Raw genomic sequence first — 17,861 nt, 5'->3', positions numbered from 1 at the left:
TTACATAACAGTTGTAATTGCATGACAGACTACCAGATCATAGAGCATAAACTCAAGAAGTTCATCAGCCGTTATTATCAGAACGAGTTGATCAAAGGCGTGATACTTTTTCTTGCCTTGGGCTTATTGTATTTTCTATTTACGGTGGTTTTGGAACATTTTATTTGGTTCAACAGCACGGGTAGATTGATTTTGCTGCTTTTGTTTGTAGGTGTACAGTTAGGTTTGCTCATAAAATTTATTGCTATCCCGCTGTTACGGTTGAATCGGTTGTTTTCTGGAATTGATTTCAGACAGGCGAGTTCCATGATCGGGAATCACTTTCCAGAGGTGAGCGATAAACTAACTAATATTCTACAATTACACGCTCAAGGTGGCGATAACGAACTCACCTGGGCGAGTATCAATCAAAAAAGCGCAGAACTCAAACCTATTCCCTTCAAACGAGCTATTGATTTTAAAAAGAACAGCTCTTATCTCAAATATTTGGCGATTCCCGTGATAATTGTCGCAGCTTTATTTTTCACGGGAAACAATGATGTGATCACCAGCAGCGCTACCCGTGTTGCAGACTACAAAACCGAGTACACTCCGCCAGCACCCTTTACTTTCAAGGTAATGAATGAACAGCTTCAAACGCTGGAGCAAAAGGATTTGAGAATGGACGTACAGGTAATAGGGGAGAAACTACCTGAAAATGTCAGCATTCACTATCAGGGTAAAACTTTTTACCTGAATCAAGAGGCGGCAGACCGCTACAGCTTTGTTTTTGAAAATCCTACTGAGAATTTTGAATTCTATCTTGAGGGCAACGAGGTACGCAGTACTGATTATCAAGTGACTGTGGGTGCTGTTCCTGTAATTGAAGACTTCCAACTCGTTCTGGACTATCCAGCGCATACGGGCAAAAAGGATGAGGTCGTGCGCAGCACCGGTAATGCTACGATACCGCAGGGAACGCGGGTGAGTTGGAAACTTTCGGCTCGCAACGCAACGGCTGTGGATTTTGTTGAGAAGGATACGGTCATTGCTTTTGATAGGGCTGGTGATGAGTTCGCTTTCGCGAAAGCGGTATTACAACCCACTCGTTACGCCATTTCTACCTCAAATGATAATATCAAAGATCACGAACGACTGTCTTTCAAGCTCGATGTAACCCGTGATGAATATCCCGAGATTGAAGTAGCCATGAAGCAAGACTCGATCGATACAAACATTATGTATTTCAAAGGTCAAGCGGCAGATGATTATGGTCTGCGCTCTATATCACTTATTTATTATAAACAAAATGATCAAGCCAGTAAGAAAAGATTGACGCTACGGTCTAACAAGGGGATTTTTGACCAATTCTTCTACACCTTTCCAGATCGGTTAGTGTTAGAGGGCGGCAACACCTATCAATTCTATTTTGAGGCAACTGATAATGATGTGGTAAATAATTTCAAAACCGCACGGTCTGAAGTATTTTCCTTCAGTAAGGTGGATAAAAGTGAGGAAGAGGACCAACTTTTTCAAAAACAACGAGAATCCCTTTCCAATATTGAGAATGCGCTGTCTGAGCAAGAAAAACAAGATCGACAGCTAGAAGAACTGGCCAAGGAACAGATCGAGAAGAAAAATAGAACTTATAACGACCAGAAGAAGCTCGAGAATGCTTTAAAAAATCAAGAAAAGCAAGAGCAACTCATGCGCCAGCAAATGGAGCGGGTTAAAGACAATCTTGAAAAATACAATGCTGAAGATGATCCCATGAAAAATGAGCTGAAGGATCGCATGGAGAAAAGCATAGAAGAAATCAAAGAAAATGAGGAGCTTCTCAAAGAACTTCAGAAATATCAGGATAAACTCAGCAAGGAAGAACTCAAGGATAAAATTGAGCAATCCCAGAAGAAGTCCAAGCAACAGAAGCGCACGCTAGAGCAATTACTGGAGCTCACAAAGCGCTATTATGTGGAGCAAAAGTTTGAGCAACTGGGCCGTAAACTCATGGACATTGCTGAGAAACAAGAACAGCAATCAGAGAAGGAGGGTTCAGATAACAAAAAAGAAGATCAAGATAAACTTAACGAAGAGTATAAGAAATGGGAAAAGGAACTTGAAGAACTAGGTAAGGAAAATGAGGACTTGAAAAAACCCATGGATCTAGAATTTGATCCGGAGGATGGTGACGAGATTAAGGAAGATCAACAGGGAGCTAGTGAAGATTTGCAAGAACAGAAGTCATCAGAAGCGGGCAAAAAACAGAAAAACGCTGCCAAAAAGATGAAAAAGCAAGCCCAAGCAATGGCAGCACAGTCGCAAAGCATGAGTATGCAGGGTCAGCAAGAAGATGCGGAAATGCTCAGACAGATTCTCGATAATCTTGTAACATTTTCTGTAGAACAAGAGAATCTTATAGAGGGAGTTCAAGAAATCACAAAGAGCAGTCCGAGTTTCGGAAAAAAATTGAGGGTTCAAAAGGATTTAGAAAAGGCTTTCAAGCATGTTGATGACAGCTTGTTTGCATTGGCTTCTCGTAATCCCAAAATCAGTCAAGATATCAATAAAGAGATTACTGATATTTATTATTATTTAGACAAAACCCTTGTTCAACTTGGTGAATTTGAAATGCAACAAGGTTCAGCCTCTCAACAGTTTGCCTTGAAAAGTGCCAATACGCTTGCTGCTATGCTTAGCAATTCATTAGATCAAATGAATAATGCCATGAGTATGTCCGGTCAGGGTATGGGTAAGCCCGGTCAGGGTCAAGGTGGCGGTTTCCAATTATCTGATATTATTCAAAAGCAGGAATCTCTTTCCAAGCAAGGAAAGGATGGGAAGAAGCCTGGTGAAGAAGGTGAAGCCGTGCAGCCTGGTAGTTCGGGTCAGCCCGGTCAGGAGGGAGAACAAGGACAGCAAGGACAATCTGGTCAGTCAGGACAATCTGGAATGTCCGGTCAGTCTGGTCAGAGTGGAGAAGATGGAGGTCAACAGGGCGAGAACGGAAAACAAGGTGGAAAGGACAGCCGCAACGGTTCGGGTAACGGTAGTGGTCAAGGAAATACAGATTCTGACGAGAATACCTACCGCGAGTCTGAAGAGGAAAGCGCCCGCATTTACGAGATCTATAAGCAACAACAAGAGTTGCGGAATCAGTTGGAAGATATGATCCGTAAAGAAGGTTTAGAAGGAAAAGTGGGTAACATCACGGACCGCATGAAAGATGTAGAGCGCAGATTGATCGATAGGGGCTATGACCGTGATGTGGAAAAGCGTATGATGCAGGTCACTCACGAATTATTGAAACTAAAAGATGCTGGATTGTTTCAGGGTAAAGAAGATCAGAGAGAAGCGGAACGTGGAAACGACAGCTTTTCAAATCCGATTAACAAGCTCAACGTTGATCCTGCTAAGTACTTTAATACCAAGGAGATTTTAAACCGCCAAGTATTACCTTTGCAGCCGCAATTTAAAGAGCGTGTAAAGGAATATTTTAAGGACGATGATTAGTTTTCACTATCAGAATGATTTTACTCATATTGATGCTAGGAATTATCGTCGTTGGTTATGTGAAGTAGCTTCAGTAGAAAATAATGTGATTCGAAAATTAGATTACATTTTTTGTTCAGATGACTATCTTTTAGAAATAAACCAGCAATTTCTTGATCACGACACTTACACAGATATCATCACTTTTGATTATTCCTCAGAAGGAATGCTTGAAGGTGAGATTTATATCAGCACAGATCGAGTAAAAGATAATGCTGCTGTGTTTGATGTGGATGAGTCTGATGAGTTGCGTCGCGTTATAGTTCATGGCTTGTTACACTTAATGGGTTATGGGGATAAAACTCTACACGAAAAGAATCTAATGCGCGAGAAGGAGAGTGAAATGATGCAAATGTTTCACGTGAAACAATAGCTATGTTTGAAAAGGAATATGATGTAATAGTAGTAGGAGCAGGTCACGCTGGTAGTGAGGCTGCTGCTGTTGCTGCCAATATGGGGGCCAAAACGCTTTTGGTTACCATGAATCTACAGAATATCGCACAGATGTCTTGCAATCCAGCAATGGGTGGAATCGCTAAGGGTCAGATTGTGCGAGAAATTGATGCGCTTGGCGGGTATTCAGGAATTGTAAGTGATAAGAGCGCTATTCAATTCAAAATGCTTAATAAATCTAAAGGTCCTGCAATGTGGTCGCCTAGGACTCAAAACGACCGCATGCGTTTTGCCGAAGAATGGAGACTGCAACTAGAATCTATCGAGAATCTTGATTTCTATCAAGAAATGTGTTCTGGATTAATTGTTGACGATAATAAGTTACTAGGTGTGCGCACTTCTTTAGGATTGGAAATAAGAAGTAAGGCGGTCATATTGACTAATGGAACCTTTTTAAATGGTTTGATCCATATAGGAGAAAAACAATTTGGAGGTGGTAGAGCCGGTGAAAGAGCTTCTACTGGAATCACAGAAGAATTAATTGCCCTTGGTTTTGAATCTGGCAGAATGAAGACGGGAACTCCTCCACGCGTTGATGGTAGATCTCTAGATTATTCTAAAATGATTCCGCAGCCTGGTGATGTTATTACTTCAAAATTTAGTTATTCTAGTATCACTACACCTTTGAGTCTGCAACGTGATTGTCACATGACCTACACAAGTCCTGAAGTTCACAATTTACTGAGGGAAGGTTTTGATCGCAGCCCTATGTTCAATGGTCGTATTCAATCTATAGGTCCAAGATATTGTCCAAGTATTGAAGATAAGATTGACCGTTTTGCAGATAAGGATCGTCACCAAATTTTTGTAGAACCCGAAGGTTGGAACACATGTGAAGTATACGTCAACGGTTTTAGCACATCACTTCCAGAAGATGTCCAATTTAAAGCGCTTAGATCTGTAACAGGTTTTGAAAATGTGAAATTTTTCCGTCCTGGTTATGCTATTGAGTATGATTATTTTCCTCCTACGCAGTTAAAACACACACTTGAAACCAAATCGGTTGATAATCTGTATTTCGCTGGTCAAATAAACGGTACCACCGGTTATGAGGAGGCTGCATCTCAAGGTTTGATGGCAGGAATTAATGCCGTCAGAAAAATTAGAGAAGAAGAAGAATTTATATTAGGCCGTGACGAGGCTTATATAGGTGTTCTAATCGATGATCTTATCACAAAAGGTACCGAAGAACCTTATCGCATGTTCACTTCCCGAGCAGAATATAGGACCTTATTACGCCAAGATAATGCAGATTTGCGTCTCACGCCCAGAGCGGTTGAGTTAGGAATTATACCCGAAGCTCGCCTAAAAAGAGTGGAGGAGAAGCAAGAAAAAGCGAATCATATGGTTGAGTTCCTCAAAGATACTAGTTATGATTTCAAAGAGATCAATGAACTGCTGGAACGCAAAAAAACCGCTACCGTCAAACAAAACGACAAGTTATATAAAGTCTTTTCTAGACCACAGATCACAACCGAGGATATGAAGACGCTTCCTCAATTCCAGAATTATATCGAGGAACACGATCTAGACGAGGACATTTTGGAACAAGTGGAGATACGTGTCAAATATGCTGGATACATTGAAAAGGAGAAAAATAATGCTGATAAGCTTCATCGCCTAGAGAATGTCAAAATTCCACCTAACTATAATTACAAAAATCTAGCCTCTTTATCTTATGAAGCTCGTGAAAAACTAACTAAAATTCAACCGGTAACAGTATCTCAAGCTTCTCGTATTTCGGGTGTGACGCCTAGTGATATTTCGGTGCTTTTGGTTCACATGGGTAGATAGTTTCACGTGAAACAAATTAATTTGAACTTCGACCGACCCATTCTCAAACTTCGAGATTATTTTCTTTCTGGTGAAGATTTTCAGCTATTGAAAGATTCTGATACGCAAATTCTCAAGACTTTGCCAGTCCCAGAAAATCTAGATTCTTACTATGAGAGCGATGAATATTTATCGCACTCTAAGAAAACGGACTCCTTTTTTGCTCGTTGTTACGCTTTCGCGAAAGCGGTAAATCTCAAATCAAAGTCAAAACTTATTGCTCAATATGCTGGTCGAAAACCTGTGCTGGATATTGGAGCTGGAGTTGGAGATCTGGTAAAAGAATTAAAGATTGCCGGTCTAGATGCTGAGGGTTTTGAGCCCAATTCAAAGGCAAGAAAAATCGCTCTTGATCAGGGCGTCCATCTTAAATCAAGCCTTGAAAACGAGGAGCAGGATTTGTATGGGCTGATAAGCATGTATCACGTATTAGAACACGTTCCCGACATTATCGCTCAGAAACGCCAGATAGAAAATTTGTTAATGCCTGATGGAATTTTAATTCTAGCGTTACCTAATTATGACTCGTGGGACGCAAAATTCTTTAAAAAATACTGGGCCGCCTACGACGTGCCTAGGCATTTATTTCACTTCAATCGACAGGCAGTAACAAATTTCTTCAATGACAAATTTGAGCTACTTGAAGAAAAACCACTTTGGTTTGACAGTTTGTACGTAAGTATTCTATCAGCACGTTATAAAAAAATGCCGTTACCTTTTATTACCGGAATTATTTTAGGATTGTGGTCTAATTTGCGTGCTTTATTCAATCAGGAATATAGCTCGATTGCCTATATCTTGAAAAAACGCGATTTTAAGGCTTGAGAGCTACGATCTCGTGATAAAAGTACTCTTACCTAATTAAAGTCCACTTTCGATCTAAATTTAACTGTAATAAGGCTGAATTTGATAGGTAAATACTATTAAACCAGCTAAACATATATATGAAATCTATAATTCGTACTATTGACGTGTTTCGTCTATCTCAGTAATTAGAAGTTCGACGCGGCGATCGAGTTTATCAATACCTCCTAAAGGTTTAGTTCTTCCAAATCCCATAAACTTCATTCTCTTGTGATCGATTCCACGACTTCTAAGAATTTTAAAAACTGCCCGTGCTCGATCCTCGCTTAAATTGGATTTTTTAGTATCCCTGTTATAAGCATCTTTATAAACTGGATTGATACAACACACATGGCCATGAATCTCAAACTTAATATCCTTACGAGCATTAAGTATCTCGGCAACGCGATCCAGAAGAGGTTGAGATTCTGCCAAAATTGTAGATCTACCCTTTTTAAACAATATATTTTCTAGCCTAATTATCTGTCCTTTTTTCAGTTTTTTACTAAGTAAAGACTTGAAGGGCTCCTGAGAGTTGTCTATGGGCGGATCGATTTTAGTGGGAATGACTAAATATTCATCTTCAGATAAAGATTCGTTGCTCTCCTCTATCTCCGGTAATTCTATAGAGGCGATAGACTTCTTTTTGAAAACGGCATCAACAACCTCTTTCTCATAGCGGTCGATTACCTTGAGTTCTTTAGTACTTAACTCTTCTTTATTAAGCTTTTTTACCGCCAGTTGGTTTGCGATTTCTTGCTTTAAGTAAAACACCACGTCGACTCGCCTATTTTGTGCTCTTTCTGAAGAAATGCTGTCTTCGCTATCGGTCAGAAGCGCAACTTCACCACGACCCTCTATCGTTTTTGTGATATGATCTAAAGCTATTTTATGCTGTTGCAACCATTTTGAGACGGTTTCCACACGTTTATTAGATAACTTAAGATTGTAGTCATATGAACCACGATCATCGCAGTAACCAAAAATTTTAACGTCCAAGATTGGTTTATAGAGCAAATCATCAAAAAATGCATTGAGCGCCACCCCTTCTGATTTTTCAAACCTATGTTGATTTAGATCAAAATAGATTGAATGAGTTTCTGTAAGCTGGCCATAACAGGTTTGCATTACCAGCATGGTAAGTACTGCTGATAAGACTCTAATCATAACCTAATATTTTGTTGTATCTGGAGGAATCGCTCAATACATTAATTGCTTCTCTGATCTCAGGATTGTTTTCTATTTGGTACTTATAAAGGCCATCACGGTAAAAGTATCGCTTAACGATTTCATCGCTGAGCAAGCTTTGAATTTCAGGTTGTTTATCCTTTATGTCCCGTTTTTTGGCCTTATTGATTGCTTTAACCATATCGCTATAAGTAGCTTTAATGTCGTCCTCAAGCTCTTCTTCTACTGCTGTTTGGTACGCTTTCGCGAAAGCGGACTCCGTAACCGTCTCAAAGTCAAATCCACGATCTTCTACCCATTTAACGAAGTCGTTGAAATCAGAATCAGAAAACTCAAACTTTAAAAGATCCTCATGTTGATGATTGTAGTAATACTCCGTCGCGTAGTCAAATATGGCATTCTCTTGTAAGAGCGCTGTAGTGACTGGTGAATAAGCTGTGCTGGCCAGTTCTATGTCAGGGTTGATACCACCACCGTCAAAAACCGTACGTTTATTAGTAACCGTGGCAAAGGCGTTGTAATCTTTTGCCTTGGTTCTTACCGCTTCATTATTTTCATCTCTATTCCAGTAATCCAGCGCTTGAATACAACGACCAGATGGTGTATAATATCTTGAAATTGTTATTTTTACTTGCGTACCATAGGATAGTTCTTTAGGACGCTGAACCAGTCCTTTGCCAAAACTTCTTGCCCCTATGATCACACCTCGATCATAATCTTGAATGCTTCCACTAACGATCTCACTGGCACTGGCACTACGCCCATTGATTAAAACTGCGATGGGCATACCTTCAAATTCCTCCTCTTTTTTAGTTAGATAGGTTTTGTTGTATTTATCTACTGCAGAACGTGTACTAGTAATCAACTTACCTTTAGGTATAAAAAGATTTGAAACGTTCACAGCCTCACTAAGTAAACCTCCAGGATTTCCTCTCAGATCCAAAATTATTTTCTCAGCTCCTTGAGATTTCAGTTCTTTGATGGCTCTTCTGGTTTCTGTAGATGCTTTCTCATTAAATTTTGAAAGTACTACATAACCTATTTTTTCTGTAGCCATAGAGTAAAATGGAACCGCTTTTACCTCTACCGCTGCTCGTTTCAAAGATGTTTGATATTCCTTGCCTTGTCTCTTATAGATCAGCTGTATTCCTGAGCCCGGAGAACCTTTAAGCAGATCACCGGCGTTTTCTTTATAATCTGTAATTTTCAGATCGTCGATTTGGATTATTTCATCACCTGCTTTTAAACCAGCTTTGTCTGCCGGATAATCTTTCCACGGTTCTACAATGATTACTTTATCCTCTCTTGTACTTACGTTTGCACCTATACCTGTATAGGAACCTCTACGGTTGATTTTTGAACGTTCCACTTCTTGTTCCGTCCAGTATCGCGTGTAGGGGTCTAGGTCATCGAGCATGCCATCTATGGCGCTTTCCATGAGTTCTCCGGGATTGGTATCGTCCACATAATTCATGTTAAGCTGCTTATACATCTCAGTGAAGATCTCAATCTGTTTTGCTATTTCAAAAAAGTCGTTCTTGAAACTAGCTAGCGATAGAAAAAAAACAGATAAAAGTACGGGAATAAAAATCCTTCTGGATGAAGATTTTTTAGGAGAATGTTTCATCATATTAAAATAAGGGTACTTAAAGATAATGCAAAAATTAGGTTAACCAATATCTAAGTGATATCGGTTGAGGGATTTGCAAATAGTAAGCCGAAAACTCAGGAGGCTCTTTTTGTTAGTTCATTCAGCAATTTTCTCATGAGCGAGAACATTTTTTCAAACTCCATTGGTTTAGATGATTGGTACATAATCATGCCCTGAATATATTGACTGTCTAAGGTTTGAATGATTTCTTGTTGCAATCGATAGCTTTCTCTCATGAGCCTTTTCATTTTATTGCGATCAACGGCCTTTTTGACAAAGCGTTTAGGTACTACAAAACCTATTTGATGCTCAGAAGATTCTTTACCGTTTGGGTTGAGCACGTACACCATCCTCAAAGGGCCTTTTCTGACACTTTTTCCATCTTTAAAAACGCGGGCTATAGTTGTTTTACCCTTGAGTTTTTTTGACTTTCCTAAGCTATGATTCATTCTGTAAAATAAAAGCCGCTCCAAAATTAATTGAAGACGGCTTATGATTAGATTTATAATGAAGATCTAGGTTGGGGAAATTATTGTCCCATTTCCCAGCTGTTATTCTCCCTATCCACATCAGCCATCATGCCTTTAGGATCGATACTGATAGATTTAATGTCGTTTGAGTTGATTCCATCTAAAACCATCTCGTAGGTAGGATAAGCCCATGCCCAGTCAGCTAGGATTTTAGTATCTGAAGAGACGGATTTCTCACCTCTCATTTCCTCAAGCGGGATATAATACATCATCTTTTTACCACTGTTCATAGTAACTTCTACATCTAGAGGCATTGGCATAAGACCTTTTCGCTCCAGCGTAACAGCTACATTGTTCCCATCTTTTTCAGCACCTTCTATACTGTAATCAATCTTGTTTGTGGTCATCATAAAATCACGCAGATACCATTCAAGATCAAATCCACTGACTCTTTCTGCGACTCTTTTAAAGTCATTTGGGTCTGGGTGTTTGAACTTCCAGGTGTTGTAGTACTCTTTTATAATCTGATCACGTACATCATCTCCTACTACATAACCTAGCTGAGCGAGGAATACAGCTCCTTTAGAATAGGCAATAATACCATAGGTTTGATTAGTGTCATAACGATCAGCGTGTGTGGTGGCAGGTTGTTCATTTCCTGAGTTAGCTAAGTAAACATAGGTCTGGTAAGAACGCTCATGCGGGTTTTCCTTCTCAACTCCAGCAGCGGCCTGTTCCGCAAGTGTAGAAATGTAAGTTGTAAAACCTTCATCCATCCACTCGTCCTTAGATTCATTAGTCGCCAAAACATGATTGAACCAAGAGTGCGCAAATTCATGAGCCGTAACTCCTGCGAGACTTCCAAATGATCTTTTACCAGTGATAAGTGTACACATAGCGTATTCCATTCCTCCATCTCCACCTTGAATAACAGAATACTGCTTGTATGGATAGTTACCTACGTTTTTATTGAAAAACATCAAAAACTCATTAGTTATGGGCTGGAGTTTTTTCCAGTTGTCTCTGATTTCATCTTGATCTTTATAAAAGAAATGCAACTTTACTCCATTAGCGCCCTCGTATATATCATGTACGTAATCTGGATCAGCTCCCCATGCAAAGTCGTGAACCATAGGAGCTTTGAAGTGCCATGTAAGTTTCCCGTTTTCGCCTTGAGCGGGACCAGAATTAGGAGTGTCGTATCCGTGACCTATTTCTTTAGGATTTTGAAGGTATCCTGTACCACCTATAGTGTACTCTTTGTCAATGGTGATTTTTACATCAAAATCTCCCCAAACTCCATGGAACTCTCTGGCAATATATGGACTGGTGTTCCATCCATATTTGTCAAATTCCGCCATTTTCGGAAACCATTGTGTCATAGAGAGGGCTACACCTTCAGCATTGTCTCGACCGCTTCTTCTGACCTGAAGAGGGACTTGTCCTTCAAAATCTAATGTCAAAGTAGTTGACTCTCCTGGGGCAAGAGATTTAGCAAGTGGTACGACTAAAATAGTTCGCTCCTCTTGAGGGCTTAAAGCAACTCCATCTTGCTTCATATTCATTACGTGAAGATGTCCTTGCTCATCTTCCGTTAAAGCCTTGATTCTAGATTGTACGCGTCGATCTGGATCTTTGATGGTTCTAGATCGGGTATCCATTTCACTATCAGGCTGGAAGGCATTGAAAAATAAGTGGTAATAAACCCTGTCCAAAGTCTCTGGAGAGTTATTTGTATACACCAGCTTTTGAGATCCCGTGTAATTAAAATCACTCACATCCATATCAACGTCCATTTCATAATCGACATGCTGTTGCCAGTAGGTTGAAAGTGGAGTATTATTTTTTTGAGAGCTATTTACGGCTGTTTGAGAAGTGTTGCAGCTAGCTGCTATAAAAGCCGTGGTAAGGGCTAAAACTATTTTTTTCATAGAGAGTTATTGTGACGCTAAGATAAGAATTTGAGAACGCACTTATAATTCAAAAAACTAAACAAAAAACGCCCACAAACTTGACGTCTGAAGGCGTTTATATCTAAGAGAGCTCATTACCGTCTTTATCCTTAAATTTATATTCAAGATAGGTATAGGCATCTCTTGGCATTACTTTAATCCATTTCTGGTGCTTCATAAACCATTTGGATCTGACTGAAGGATAACCTTTGGTAATGAATGCTGCCACAAAAGGGTGGGCATTTAAGGTGATTCTCTTTACACCAGACTTTATATGTCTTTCTAAATCTTCAGTAATTCTTTGAATTACCGTGATAGGTGCTGGAATTTCCTCGCCATTACCATTAGGATTTTCTTCTCTAGTCTTGATGTTTACTTCTTGTCTGACTCGCTGTCTTGTGATCTGTATCAGACCGAATTTACTAGGTGGAAGAATTTTATGTTTGGCACGATCATCAGCCATCTCATTGCGCATATGCTCGTAGAGTTTTTTTCTGTTCTCTGCCTTACGCATGTCTATGAAATCGATGACTATGATACCTCCCATATCTCGCAATCTCAACTGTCGAGCCATTTCTGTAGCTGCAATTAAGTTTGTTTCAAGAGCGGTTTCCTCTTGACTGTCCGCCTTGTTTGATCTGTTTCCTGAGTTGACGTCTACCACGTGCATCGCTTCAGTATGCTCAATCACGAGATAAGCACCTTTGCTCATACTGACGGTCTTACCGAAAGATGTCTTAATTTGTCGTTCAATTCCGTACTTCTCAAAAATGGGTGTACGCGCATTATGAAACTTCACGATAGACTCCTTCTCTGGAGCAATATTTCTCAAATAATCCTTGAGTTCATTAAAAACCTCTTGATCGTCAACTACTATAGAAGTGAATGTACTATTGAATACATCTCTCATGAGTGAGTTAGTCCTGCTTAACTCAGTCATGACTTTATTGGGAAACTTTGATTTGTGGATTTTTGCACACATCTGTTCCCATTTAGAAACGAGATTTTGAAGATCCTTGTCCAGTTCTGCTACCAGTTTACCCTTTGCCACCGTGCGTACGATTACTCCGAAGCCTTCAGGTTTGATACTCTTTACCAATCTTTTAAGCCGGCTTTTTTCTTCACGATCTTCAATCTTTTGAGATATGGAGATCCGATCAGAGAAAGGTACTAGTACCACATACCTACCGGGTATGGAAAGCTCTGCACTGAGGCGAGGGCCTTTAGTAGATATAGGCTCTTTAACTACCTGAACCAGTACTGGTTGACCGGGTACGACCACCTTATCGATAGAACCTCCCTTGTCCAGTAGATTTTCAGATTTAATGTCTTTGAGGGCAAAATTTTTGCGCCTGCCTGCTATGATTTGCTTGGTAAATTTTTGTTGGGTAAGAAAACCTGGGCCTAGGTCGTGATAATGCAAAAATCCATCTTTCACGTAACCTACATCTACAAATGCTGCATTAAGACCAGATAGGACTTTTTTAGGCTTTGCTAGAAAAATATCGCTTACCGCAAACTTGTTCTCTTCTTCATCCTGATAGAGTTCAATTAACCTGCTACCTTTAGTAATAGCATAATCAATCTTTGAAGCACCGGAACGGATAATAATTTCTTTATCCATAATTCCTGTATTATTATGCATAGGACTACTGCTTAAGGCAGTGACCTAGCTATTGAATGTAATGTGTTGCTTGATTTGTTTGAGCAACCCGAGCGAGCTGTACATGCAGCCCTATTTCAAAGAACAGTGCAAAAAGAAAAAGTAGTACTGGACTACTTTTTCTTCTTGTGACGATTAGCGCGACGACGCTTTTTACGTTTGTGTGTTGCTACCTTATGTCTTTTTCTTTTTTTACCGCTTGGCATATCTCTTATATTTTACTTAACTTTTACGTTTTGTTTTACTCCTTCTACAAACACTTTTGCAGGTTTGAATGCTGGTATGTTGTGTGCTGGAATCTTAATAGTCGTGTTTTTAGAAATGTTGCGACCTGTCTTCTCTGCTCTCGTTTTAACGATAAAGCTCCCAAAACCTCTCAAGTACACATTCTCTCCAGTTTCCAGAGATTCCTTCACTTCATCCATAAAAGACTCGACAGTTGCCTGCACGTCTGTTTTCTCCATTCCCAGCTTCTCTGAAATCTTAGATACGATATCTGCTTTAGTCATTTTAAAATTACAGTTTAATTATTCTTTTTCTTTAAACAGGGCGCAAAGATAGTCTTTTCATCAATATCATAAATCCCTAATTGTTTAAAATTTAATAAGATAAGAAGTCGTTCCTTATCTTGCCTTCTTCATGGAAATATCAGCACGGCTTTTAGAATGGTATAAAAACCACCATCGATCACTTCCCTGGCGCAAAACAAGGGACCCCTATAAAATCTGGCTCAGTGAGATTATTTTACAACAAACTCGTGTTAATCAGGGACTTCCATACTACTTGAACTTCATAGAAACCTTCCCTACGGTAGATGATCTCGCTAGGGCTCCACAAGAACAGGTCCTCAAATTATGGCAGGGTTTAGGCTATTACAGCCGCGCAAGAAACCTGCATAAAGCAGCTCAACAAGTAGTTGAAGACGGTGGTATATTTCCGACCAGCTACAAAGATTTGCTTACATTAAAGGGTGTGGGGGCATACACGGCTGCTGCGATTGCCAGTTTTTGTTATGATGAGGTAGTTCCCGTGGTAGATGGTAATGTTTATAGAGTTTTGTCTCGGCTTATGGGAATCAGTAGCCCCATAAATACTACTCCAGGTCAAAAAGAATTCAGAGCACTCGCCACAATGCTAATTTCCAAAAAAGATCCTGCGACCTATAATCAGGCGATCATGGAATTTGGCGCTACGCATTGCACACCTAAGAATCCGCTTTGTAACTCCTGTCCTTTCCAAACTGATTGTGTTGCTTTTAATATGGGTAAAGTAGATGAACTACCCGTAAAGGTGAAAAAGACAAAGGTCAAGAACCTCTTTCATCACTATCTCGTGGTTCTCACCCCACAAAACAAAACCATTCTTCAGCAAAGGCCTCAATCTGGAATCTGGGCAGGACTTTATGAATTTCCCTTTGTTGAGTCTATAGGCAACCTTCTGTTTCATGAACTTCGTGAAGATCAAGTTTTTCAGGAGTTGTTAGGTGGAGTACGCTTTCGCGAAAGCGTATACAATCAAGATCCCATCGTTCATAAATTATCTCATAGAAAGGTTCACGCTTACTTCTGGGTGATCGAGACAGAAACAGAAATTCCCAATGCCATAACCCGTGACGAAGCCGCAGAAAAACCGGTTCACGTACTGATCGAGCGGTTCATGCGTGAGTTCTGGAATATAACTAAGGAGTAAGATTCTATAAATTTTGTAAAAAACCGTTTCTTATTCATGCCTGATCAATTACGTATATTTACACACTTTTTTAAAAGCAAATTTTAACCAAACAGACGAATCATGGCAGGAACAGTAAATAAGGTCATTCTCATAGGCCACACGGGCGACGAGGTGAAGATGAAGTACTTTGAAAATGGTGGTTGCATAGGTAGATTTCCACTTGCGACTAATGAGGAGTACGTAAACAGAACTACAGGAGAACGCGTGTCAAATACTGAGTGGCACAACTGCGTGGTACGCAATAAAGCAGCTGAAGTTTGTGAGAAATATTTGAGCAAAGGTGATAAGGTTTACATAGAAGGCCGTATTAAAAACCGACAGTGGCAAGGGGAAGACGGCCAGCAACGTTACACAACAGAAATCCAGGTCCAAGAATTTACTTTTTTGACTCCCAAAAATGAAAACAGTCGCCCGCAACAAGGCAACTCTAATTCTGGACAGTATCAACAGAACCAGCAGCGCCCGCAAGGTCAACAACCGCAACAGAGCCAAGAACCGCAGAAGACGTACAACGCCCCCATTAGTGATGACGATGAGGACGATCTGCCATTTTAATATATTAGAATTTGGATCCCGACCCTAGTAGTTTATTGATGCTCATGCCTTCTATACTTACAGACGGCACGCTGCTTTACCTCATATTTTTTATACTTCTACTGGTCTGTAGTGCTTTAATAAGTGGTGCAGAGGTCGCTATGTTCAGTCTCACCAGCAATGAGCTAGAAGATGAAAATCTAGAATTCAGCCAGCGGTCGCTGGTTGAAAAATTATTGGATCGGCCTAAAAAGTTGCTGGCGACTATTCTTATTGCTAATAATGCGATCAATATTACATCTGTACTGATTTTTGGGATCATTTCTGAAGTTTGGTTTGCTGGTTTGGAACCAGTAAGCTTAGATCTTGGTTTTATCTTGGAGATTGACTTGAGATTCATCCTTGAAGTGGTGGTAGTCACCTTTTTAATATTGCTATTCGGAGAGATATTTCCTAAGGTGTATGCCAATCGTAACCCAGTGGGATTTGCCAATTTTATGGCGATACCGCTTAATGTTTTGGATAAGTTGTTCAGCTTTATGAGCTTGCCCATGCGTTATGTTACGCTCAAGATTCACGACAGACTGGGTAATCGCAGTTCAAACATTACCGTATCCCATCTATCACAGGCCTTAGAACTTACTGACGATGAAGACACTACCGATGAGGAGCAACAGCTTTTACAAGGTATCGTAAGCTTCGGTAATACAGATACTAAAAATGTGATGCGTAACCGTACTAACGTTTTTGCGCTGGACGAAGCGCTGGAGTTCAAAGAGATCATTCCTCTGGTGATTGAGCATGGATATTCCCGTATTCCCGTCTACAAAGAAAGCATTGATCAGATTACCGGTGTACTTTACGTAAAGGATCTTCTTCCTTATATAGATCGCAGGAATTATGAGTGGACTAAGTTGTTACGCGAGACCTATTTTGTTCCAGAAAACAAAAAGCTTGATGATCTCTTGCAGGAATTTCAAGAAGAAAAGAAACACCTTGCCATAGTAGTTGATGAATATGGTGGTACCAGCGGTTTGATCACCATGGAGGACATTATTGAAGAGATTGTAGGCGATATAAGCGATGAGTTTGACGAGGAGGATATTATTTACTCAAAACTAGATGATAAGAACTTTATTTTTGAAGCTATTACTCCGCTTAAAGATTTTTATCGAGTACTAGATTTTGAAGAAGAACAAGAAGCACTATTTAATGAATATCGAGGGGAATCAGAAACTCTCGCCGGATTTTTACTGGAGCAGACAGGTTCGTTTCCACGAAAGCTTGATAAAATAAGTTTTCATGGTTACACGTTTATCATTGAAGCCATGGATAAGAAACGCATAAAACAAGTAAAATGTACCCTGCCTTGAGATTTGTTTTGATTGCTTTGTCGGTAATAATACTCTGCGCATCTTGCAAGGATGGAGATGTTCTACCTAAACCAGCTGCCCAACTCGCCTTGCAATACAATAGGGGTGATTACGGAGCTGTTTCTCGAGAGCAGTGCCCTTTTTTATTTGAAGCAAATGATTATGCTCGCGTACTTTCTAAACGTGACTGTTCCATGAAGATTGAATATCCTCAAATGGAGGCTACGATCTATATTACCTATAAACCGGTTGAGGACAATCTAAGGGAGCTGCTTATAGACGGTCAGAAACTAAGTTACGACCACAACCGCAAAGCAGATGTTATTGCAGAATTTCCATTTGTCAATCCTATAAAGAAAACCTACGGAATGATGTATGAGGTGGAAGGTGATGCCGCCAGCAATGCTCAGTTTTATGTGACCGACAGCACCAAGCATTTCCTTACTGGAGCCCTTTATTTTTATTCAAAACCAAATTACGACTCTATCTATCCAGCGGTAGATTATGTTAAGCAAGACATGGTGCGTTTGCTGGAATCGCTGGAGTGGAAGAATTAAGAGGTCTATCTTAATTATCTACGATTTTTTGTCTGTACGAAGATGACAGAGGTATAATTGCCTCATTCAGGAGAATTGCATTGAA

14 protein-coding genes are annotated in these 17,861 nt (G+C 40.0%); 8 read left to right on the top strand and 6 right to left on the bottom strand.

The features are described 5' to 3' along the window. The first annotated feature begins 21 nt into the window (after positions 1-21). Genes BST97_RS11000 through BST97_RS10985 form a run of 4 tightly spaced genes read left to right on the top strand, consistent with a single transcriptional unit; the run spans position 22 to position 6,639 of the window. The gene (locus tag BST97_RS11000; protein ID WP_085767281.1) at positions 22-3,489 is read left to right on the top strand and encodes a DUF4175 family protein; all 3,468 of its coding nucleotides are present in this window, start codon (positions 22-24) and stop codon (positions 3,487-3,489) included. After that, positions 3,482-3,901: an rRNA maturation RNase YbeY gene (gene ybeY, locus BST97_RS10995; RefSeq protein WP_085767280.1), complete on the top strand. Its 420-nt coding sequence runs from the start codon at positions 3,482-3,484 to the stop codon at positions 3,899-3,901. The genes BST97_RS11000 and ybeY overlap by 8 nt, the downstream gene beginning before the upstream one ends. 2 nt (positions 3,902-3,903) lie before the next feature. Continuing rightward, complete coding sequence (mnmG, locus tag BST97_RS10990) at positions 3,904-5,775, top strand: tRNA uridine-5-carboxymethylaminomethyl(34) synthesis enzyme MnmG (protein WP_085767279.1); 1,872 nt, start codon at positions 3,904-3,906, stop codon at positions 5,773-5,775. 6 nt (positions 5,776-5,781) lie between these two features. Beyond that, positions 5,782-6,639: a class I SAM-dependent methyltransferase gene (locus tag BST97_RS10985; protein ID WP_245833553.1), complete on the top strand. Its 858-nt coding sequence runs from the start codon at positions 5,782-5,784 to the stop codon at positions 6,637-6,639. 138 nt (positions 6,640-6,777) lie between these two features. Here the strand turns inward: BST97_RS10985 and BST97_RS10980 are convergent, their stop codons facing one another. The 6 genes from BST97_RS10980 to BST97_RS10955 form a co-directional block, all read right to left on the bottom strand. After that, complete coding sequence (locus tag BST97_RS10980) at positions 6,778-7,824, bottom strand: OmpA family protein (protein ID WP_157111626.1); 1,047 nt, start codon at positions 7,822-7,824, stop codon at positions 6,778-6,780. Beyond that, positions 7,817-9,472, bottom strand: coding sequence for a S41 family peptidase (locus tag BST97_RS10975; RefSeq protein ID WP_085767278.1), 1,656 nt, complete (start codon positions 9,470-9,472; stop codon positions 7,817-7,819). Before BST97_RS10975 ends, BST97_RS10980 begins: the two co-directional genes overlap by 8 nt. Positions 9,473-9,570: 98 nt before the next feature. Next, positions 9,571-9,945 (bottom strand): ribonuclease P protein component, encoded by a 375-nt coding sequence (rnpA, locus tag BST97_RS10970; RefSeq protein ID WP_085767277.1) that lies wholly within the window; start codon positions 9,943-9,945, stop codon positions 9,571-9,573. A gap of 80 nt (positions 9,946-10,025) precedes the next feature. After that, positions 10,026-11,897, bottom strand: coding sequence for a M1 family metallopeptidase (locus BST97_RS10965; protein ID WP_085767276.1), 1,872 nt, complete (start codon positions 11,895-11,897; stop codon positions 10,026-10,028). Positions 11,898-12,000: 103 nt separating this feature from the next. Next, positions 12,001-13,542, bottom strand: coding sequence for an Rne/Rng family ribonuclease (locus BST97_RS10960; protein WP_085767275.1), 1,542 nt, complete (start codon positions 13,540-13,542; stop codon positions 12,001-12,003). Between the two features lie 257 nt (positions 13,543-13,799). Beyond that, a complete protein-coding gene (locus BST97_RS10955) occupies positions 13,800-14,090 on the bottom strand; it encodes an HU family DNA-binding protein (protein WP_085767274.1) in 291 nt (96 codons plus the stop codon). A 130-nt stretch (positions 14,091-14,220) separates the two neighbouring features. Between BST97_RS10955 and mutY the strand changes: the two genes are divergently transcribed. The 4 genes from mutY to gldD all read left to right on the top strand — a co-directional run bounded on the left by mutY (position 14,221) and on the right by gldD (position 17,776). Next, positions 14,221-15,270: an A/G-specific adenine glycosylase gene (mutY, locus tag BST97_RS10950; RefSeq protein ID WP_085767273.1), complete on the top strand. Its 1,050-nt coding sequence runs from the start codon at positions 14,221-14,223 to the stop codon at positions 15,268-15,270. Positions 15,271-15,372: 102 nt separating this feature from the next. Then, positions 15,373-15,867, top strand: a complete 495-nt coding sequence (locus tag BST97_RS10945) for a single-stranded DNA-binding protein (RefSeq protein WP_085767272.1) — start codon at positions 15,373-15,375, stop codon at positions 15,865-15,867. 11 nt (positions 15,868-15,878) lie between these two features. Beyond that, the gene (gene gldE, locus BST97_RS10940; RefSeq protein ID WP_085767271.1) at positions 15,879-17,219 is read left to right on the top strand and encodes a gliding motility-associated protein GldE; all 1,341 of its coding nucleotides are present in this window, start codon (positions 15,879-15,881) and stop codon (positions 17,217-17,219) included. Then, positions 17,204-17,776, top strand: a complete 573-nt coding sequence (gene gldD, locus BST97_RS10935; protein ID WP_085767270.1) for a gliding motility lipoprotein GldD — start codon at positions 17,204-17,206, stop codon at positions 17,774-17,776. Before gldE ends, gldD begins: the two co-directional genes overlap by 16 nt. Positions 17,777-17,861 lie beyond the last annotated feature (85 nt).

The sequence above is a fragment of the Nonlabens spongiae genome (genome assembly GCF_002117125.1).
Taxonomy (GTDB): Bacteria; Bacteroidota; Bacteroidia; order Flavobacteriales; family Flavobacteriaceae; genus Nonlabens; species Nonlabens spongiae.
This window is presented reverse-complemented; position numbering and strand designations above follow the sequence as displayed.

Excerpts from the sequence above, each read along its gene's own strand:
- BST97_RS10980 (WP_157111626.1), bottom strand. The coding sequence starts at position 7,824 with ATGATTAGAGTCTTATCAGCAGTACTTACCATGCTGGTAATGCAAACC.
- BST97_RS11000 (WP_085767281.1), top strand. The coding sequence starts at position 22 with ATGACAGACTACCAGATCATAGAGCATAAACTCAAGAAGTTCATCAGC.
- rnpA (WP_085767277.1), bottom strand. The coding sequence starts at position 9,945 with ATGAATCATAGCTTAGGAAAGTCAAAAAAACTCAAGGGTAAAACAACT.
- ybeY (WP_085767280.1), top strand. The coding sequence starts at position 3,482 with ATGATTAGTTTTCACTATCAGAATGATTTTACTCATATTGATGCTAGG.
- BST97_RS10960 (WP_085767275.1), bottom strand. The coding sequence starts at position 13,542 with ATGGATAAAGAAATTATTATCCGTTCCGGTGCTTCAAAGATTGATTAT.
- BST97_RS10975 (WP_085767278.1), bottom strand. The coding sequence starts at position 9,472 with ATGAAACATTCTCCTAAAAAATCTTCATCCAGAAGGATTTTTATTCCC.
- gldD (WP_085767270.1), top strand. The coding sequence starts at position 17,204 with ATGTACCCTGCCTTGAGATTTGTTTTGATTGCTTTGTCGGTAATAATA.
- BST97_RS10965 (WP_085767276.1), bottom strand. The coding sequence starts at position 11,897 with ATGAAAAAAATAGTTTTAGCCCTTACCACGGCTTTTATAGCAGCTAGC.
- BST97_RS10945 (WP_085767272.1), top strand. The coding sequence starts at position 15,373 with ATGGCAGGAACAGTAAATAAGGTCATTCTCATAGGCCACACGGGCGAC.
- BST97_RS10955 (WP_085767274.1), bottom strand. The coding sequence starts at position 14,090 with ATGACTAAAGCAGATATCGTATCTAAGATTTCAGAGAAGCTGGGAATG.
- mnmG (WP_085767279.1), top strand. The coding sequence starts at position 3,904 with ATGTTTGAAAAGGAATATGATGTAATAGTAGTAGGAGCAGGTCACGCT.
- mutY (WP_085767273.1), top strand. The coding sequence starts at position 14,221 with ATGGAAATATCAGCACGGCTTTTAGAATGGTATAAAAACCACCATCGA.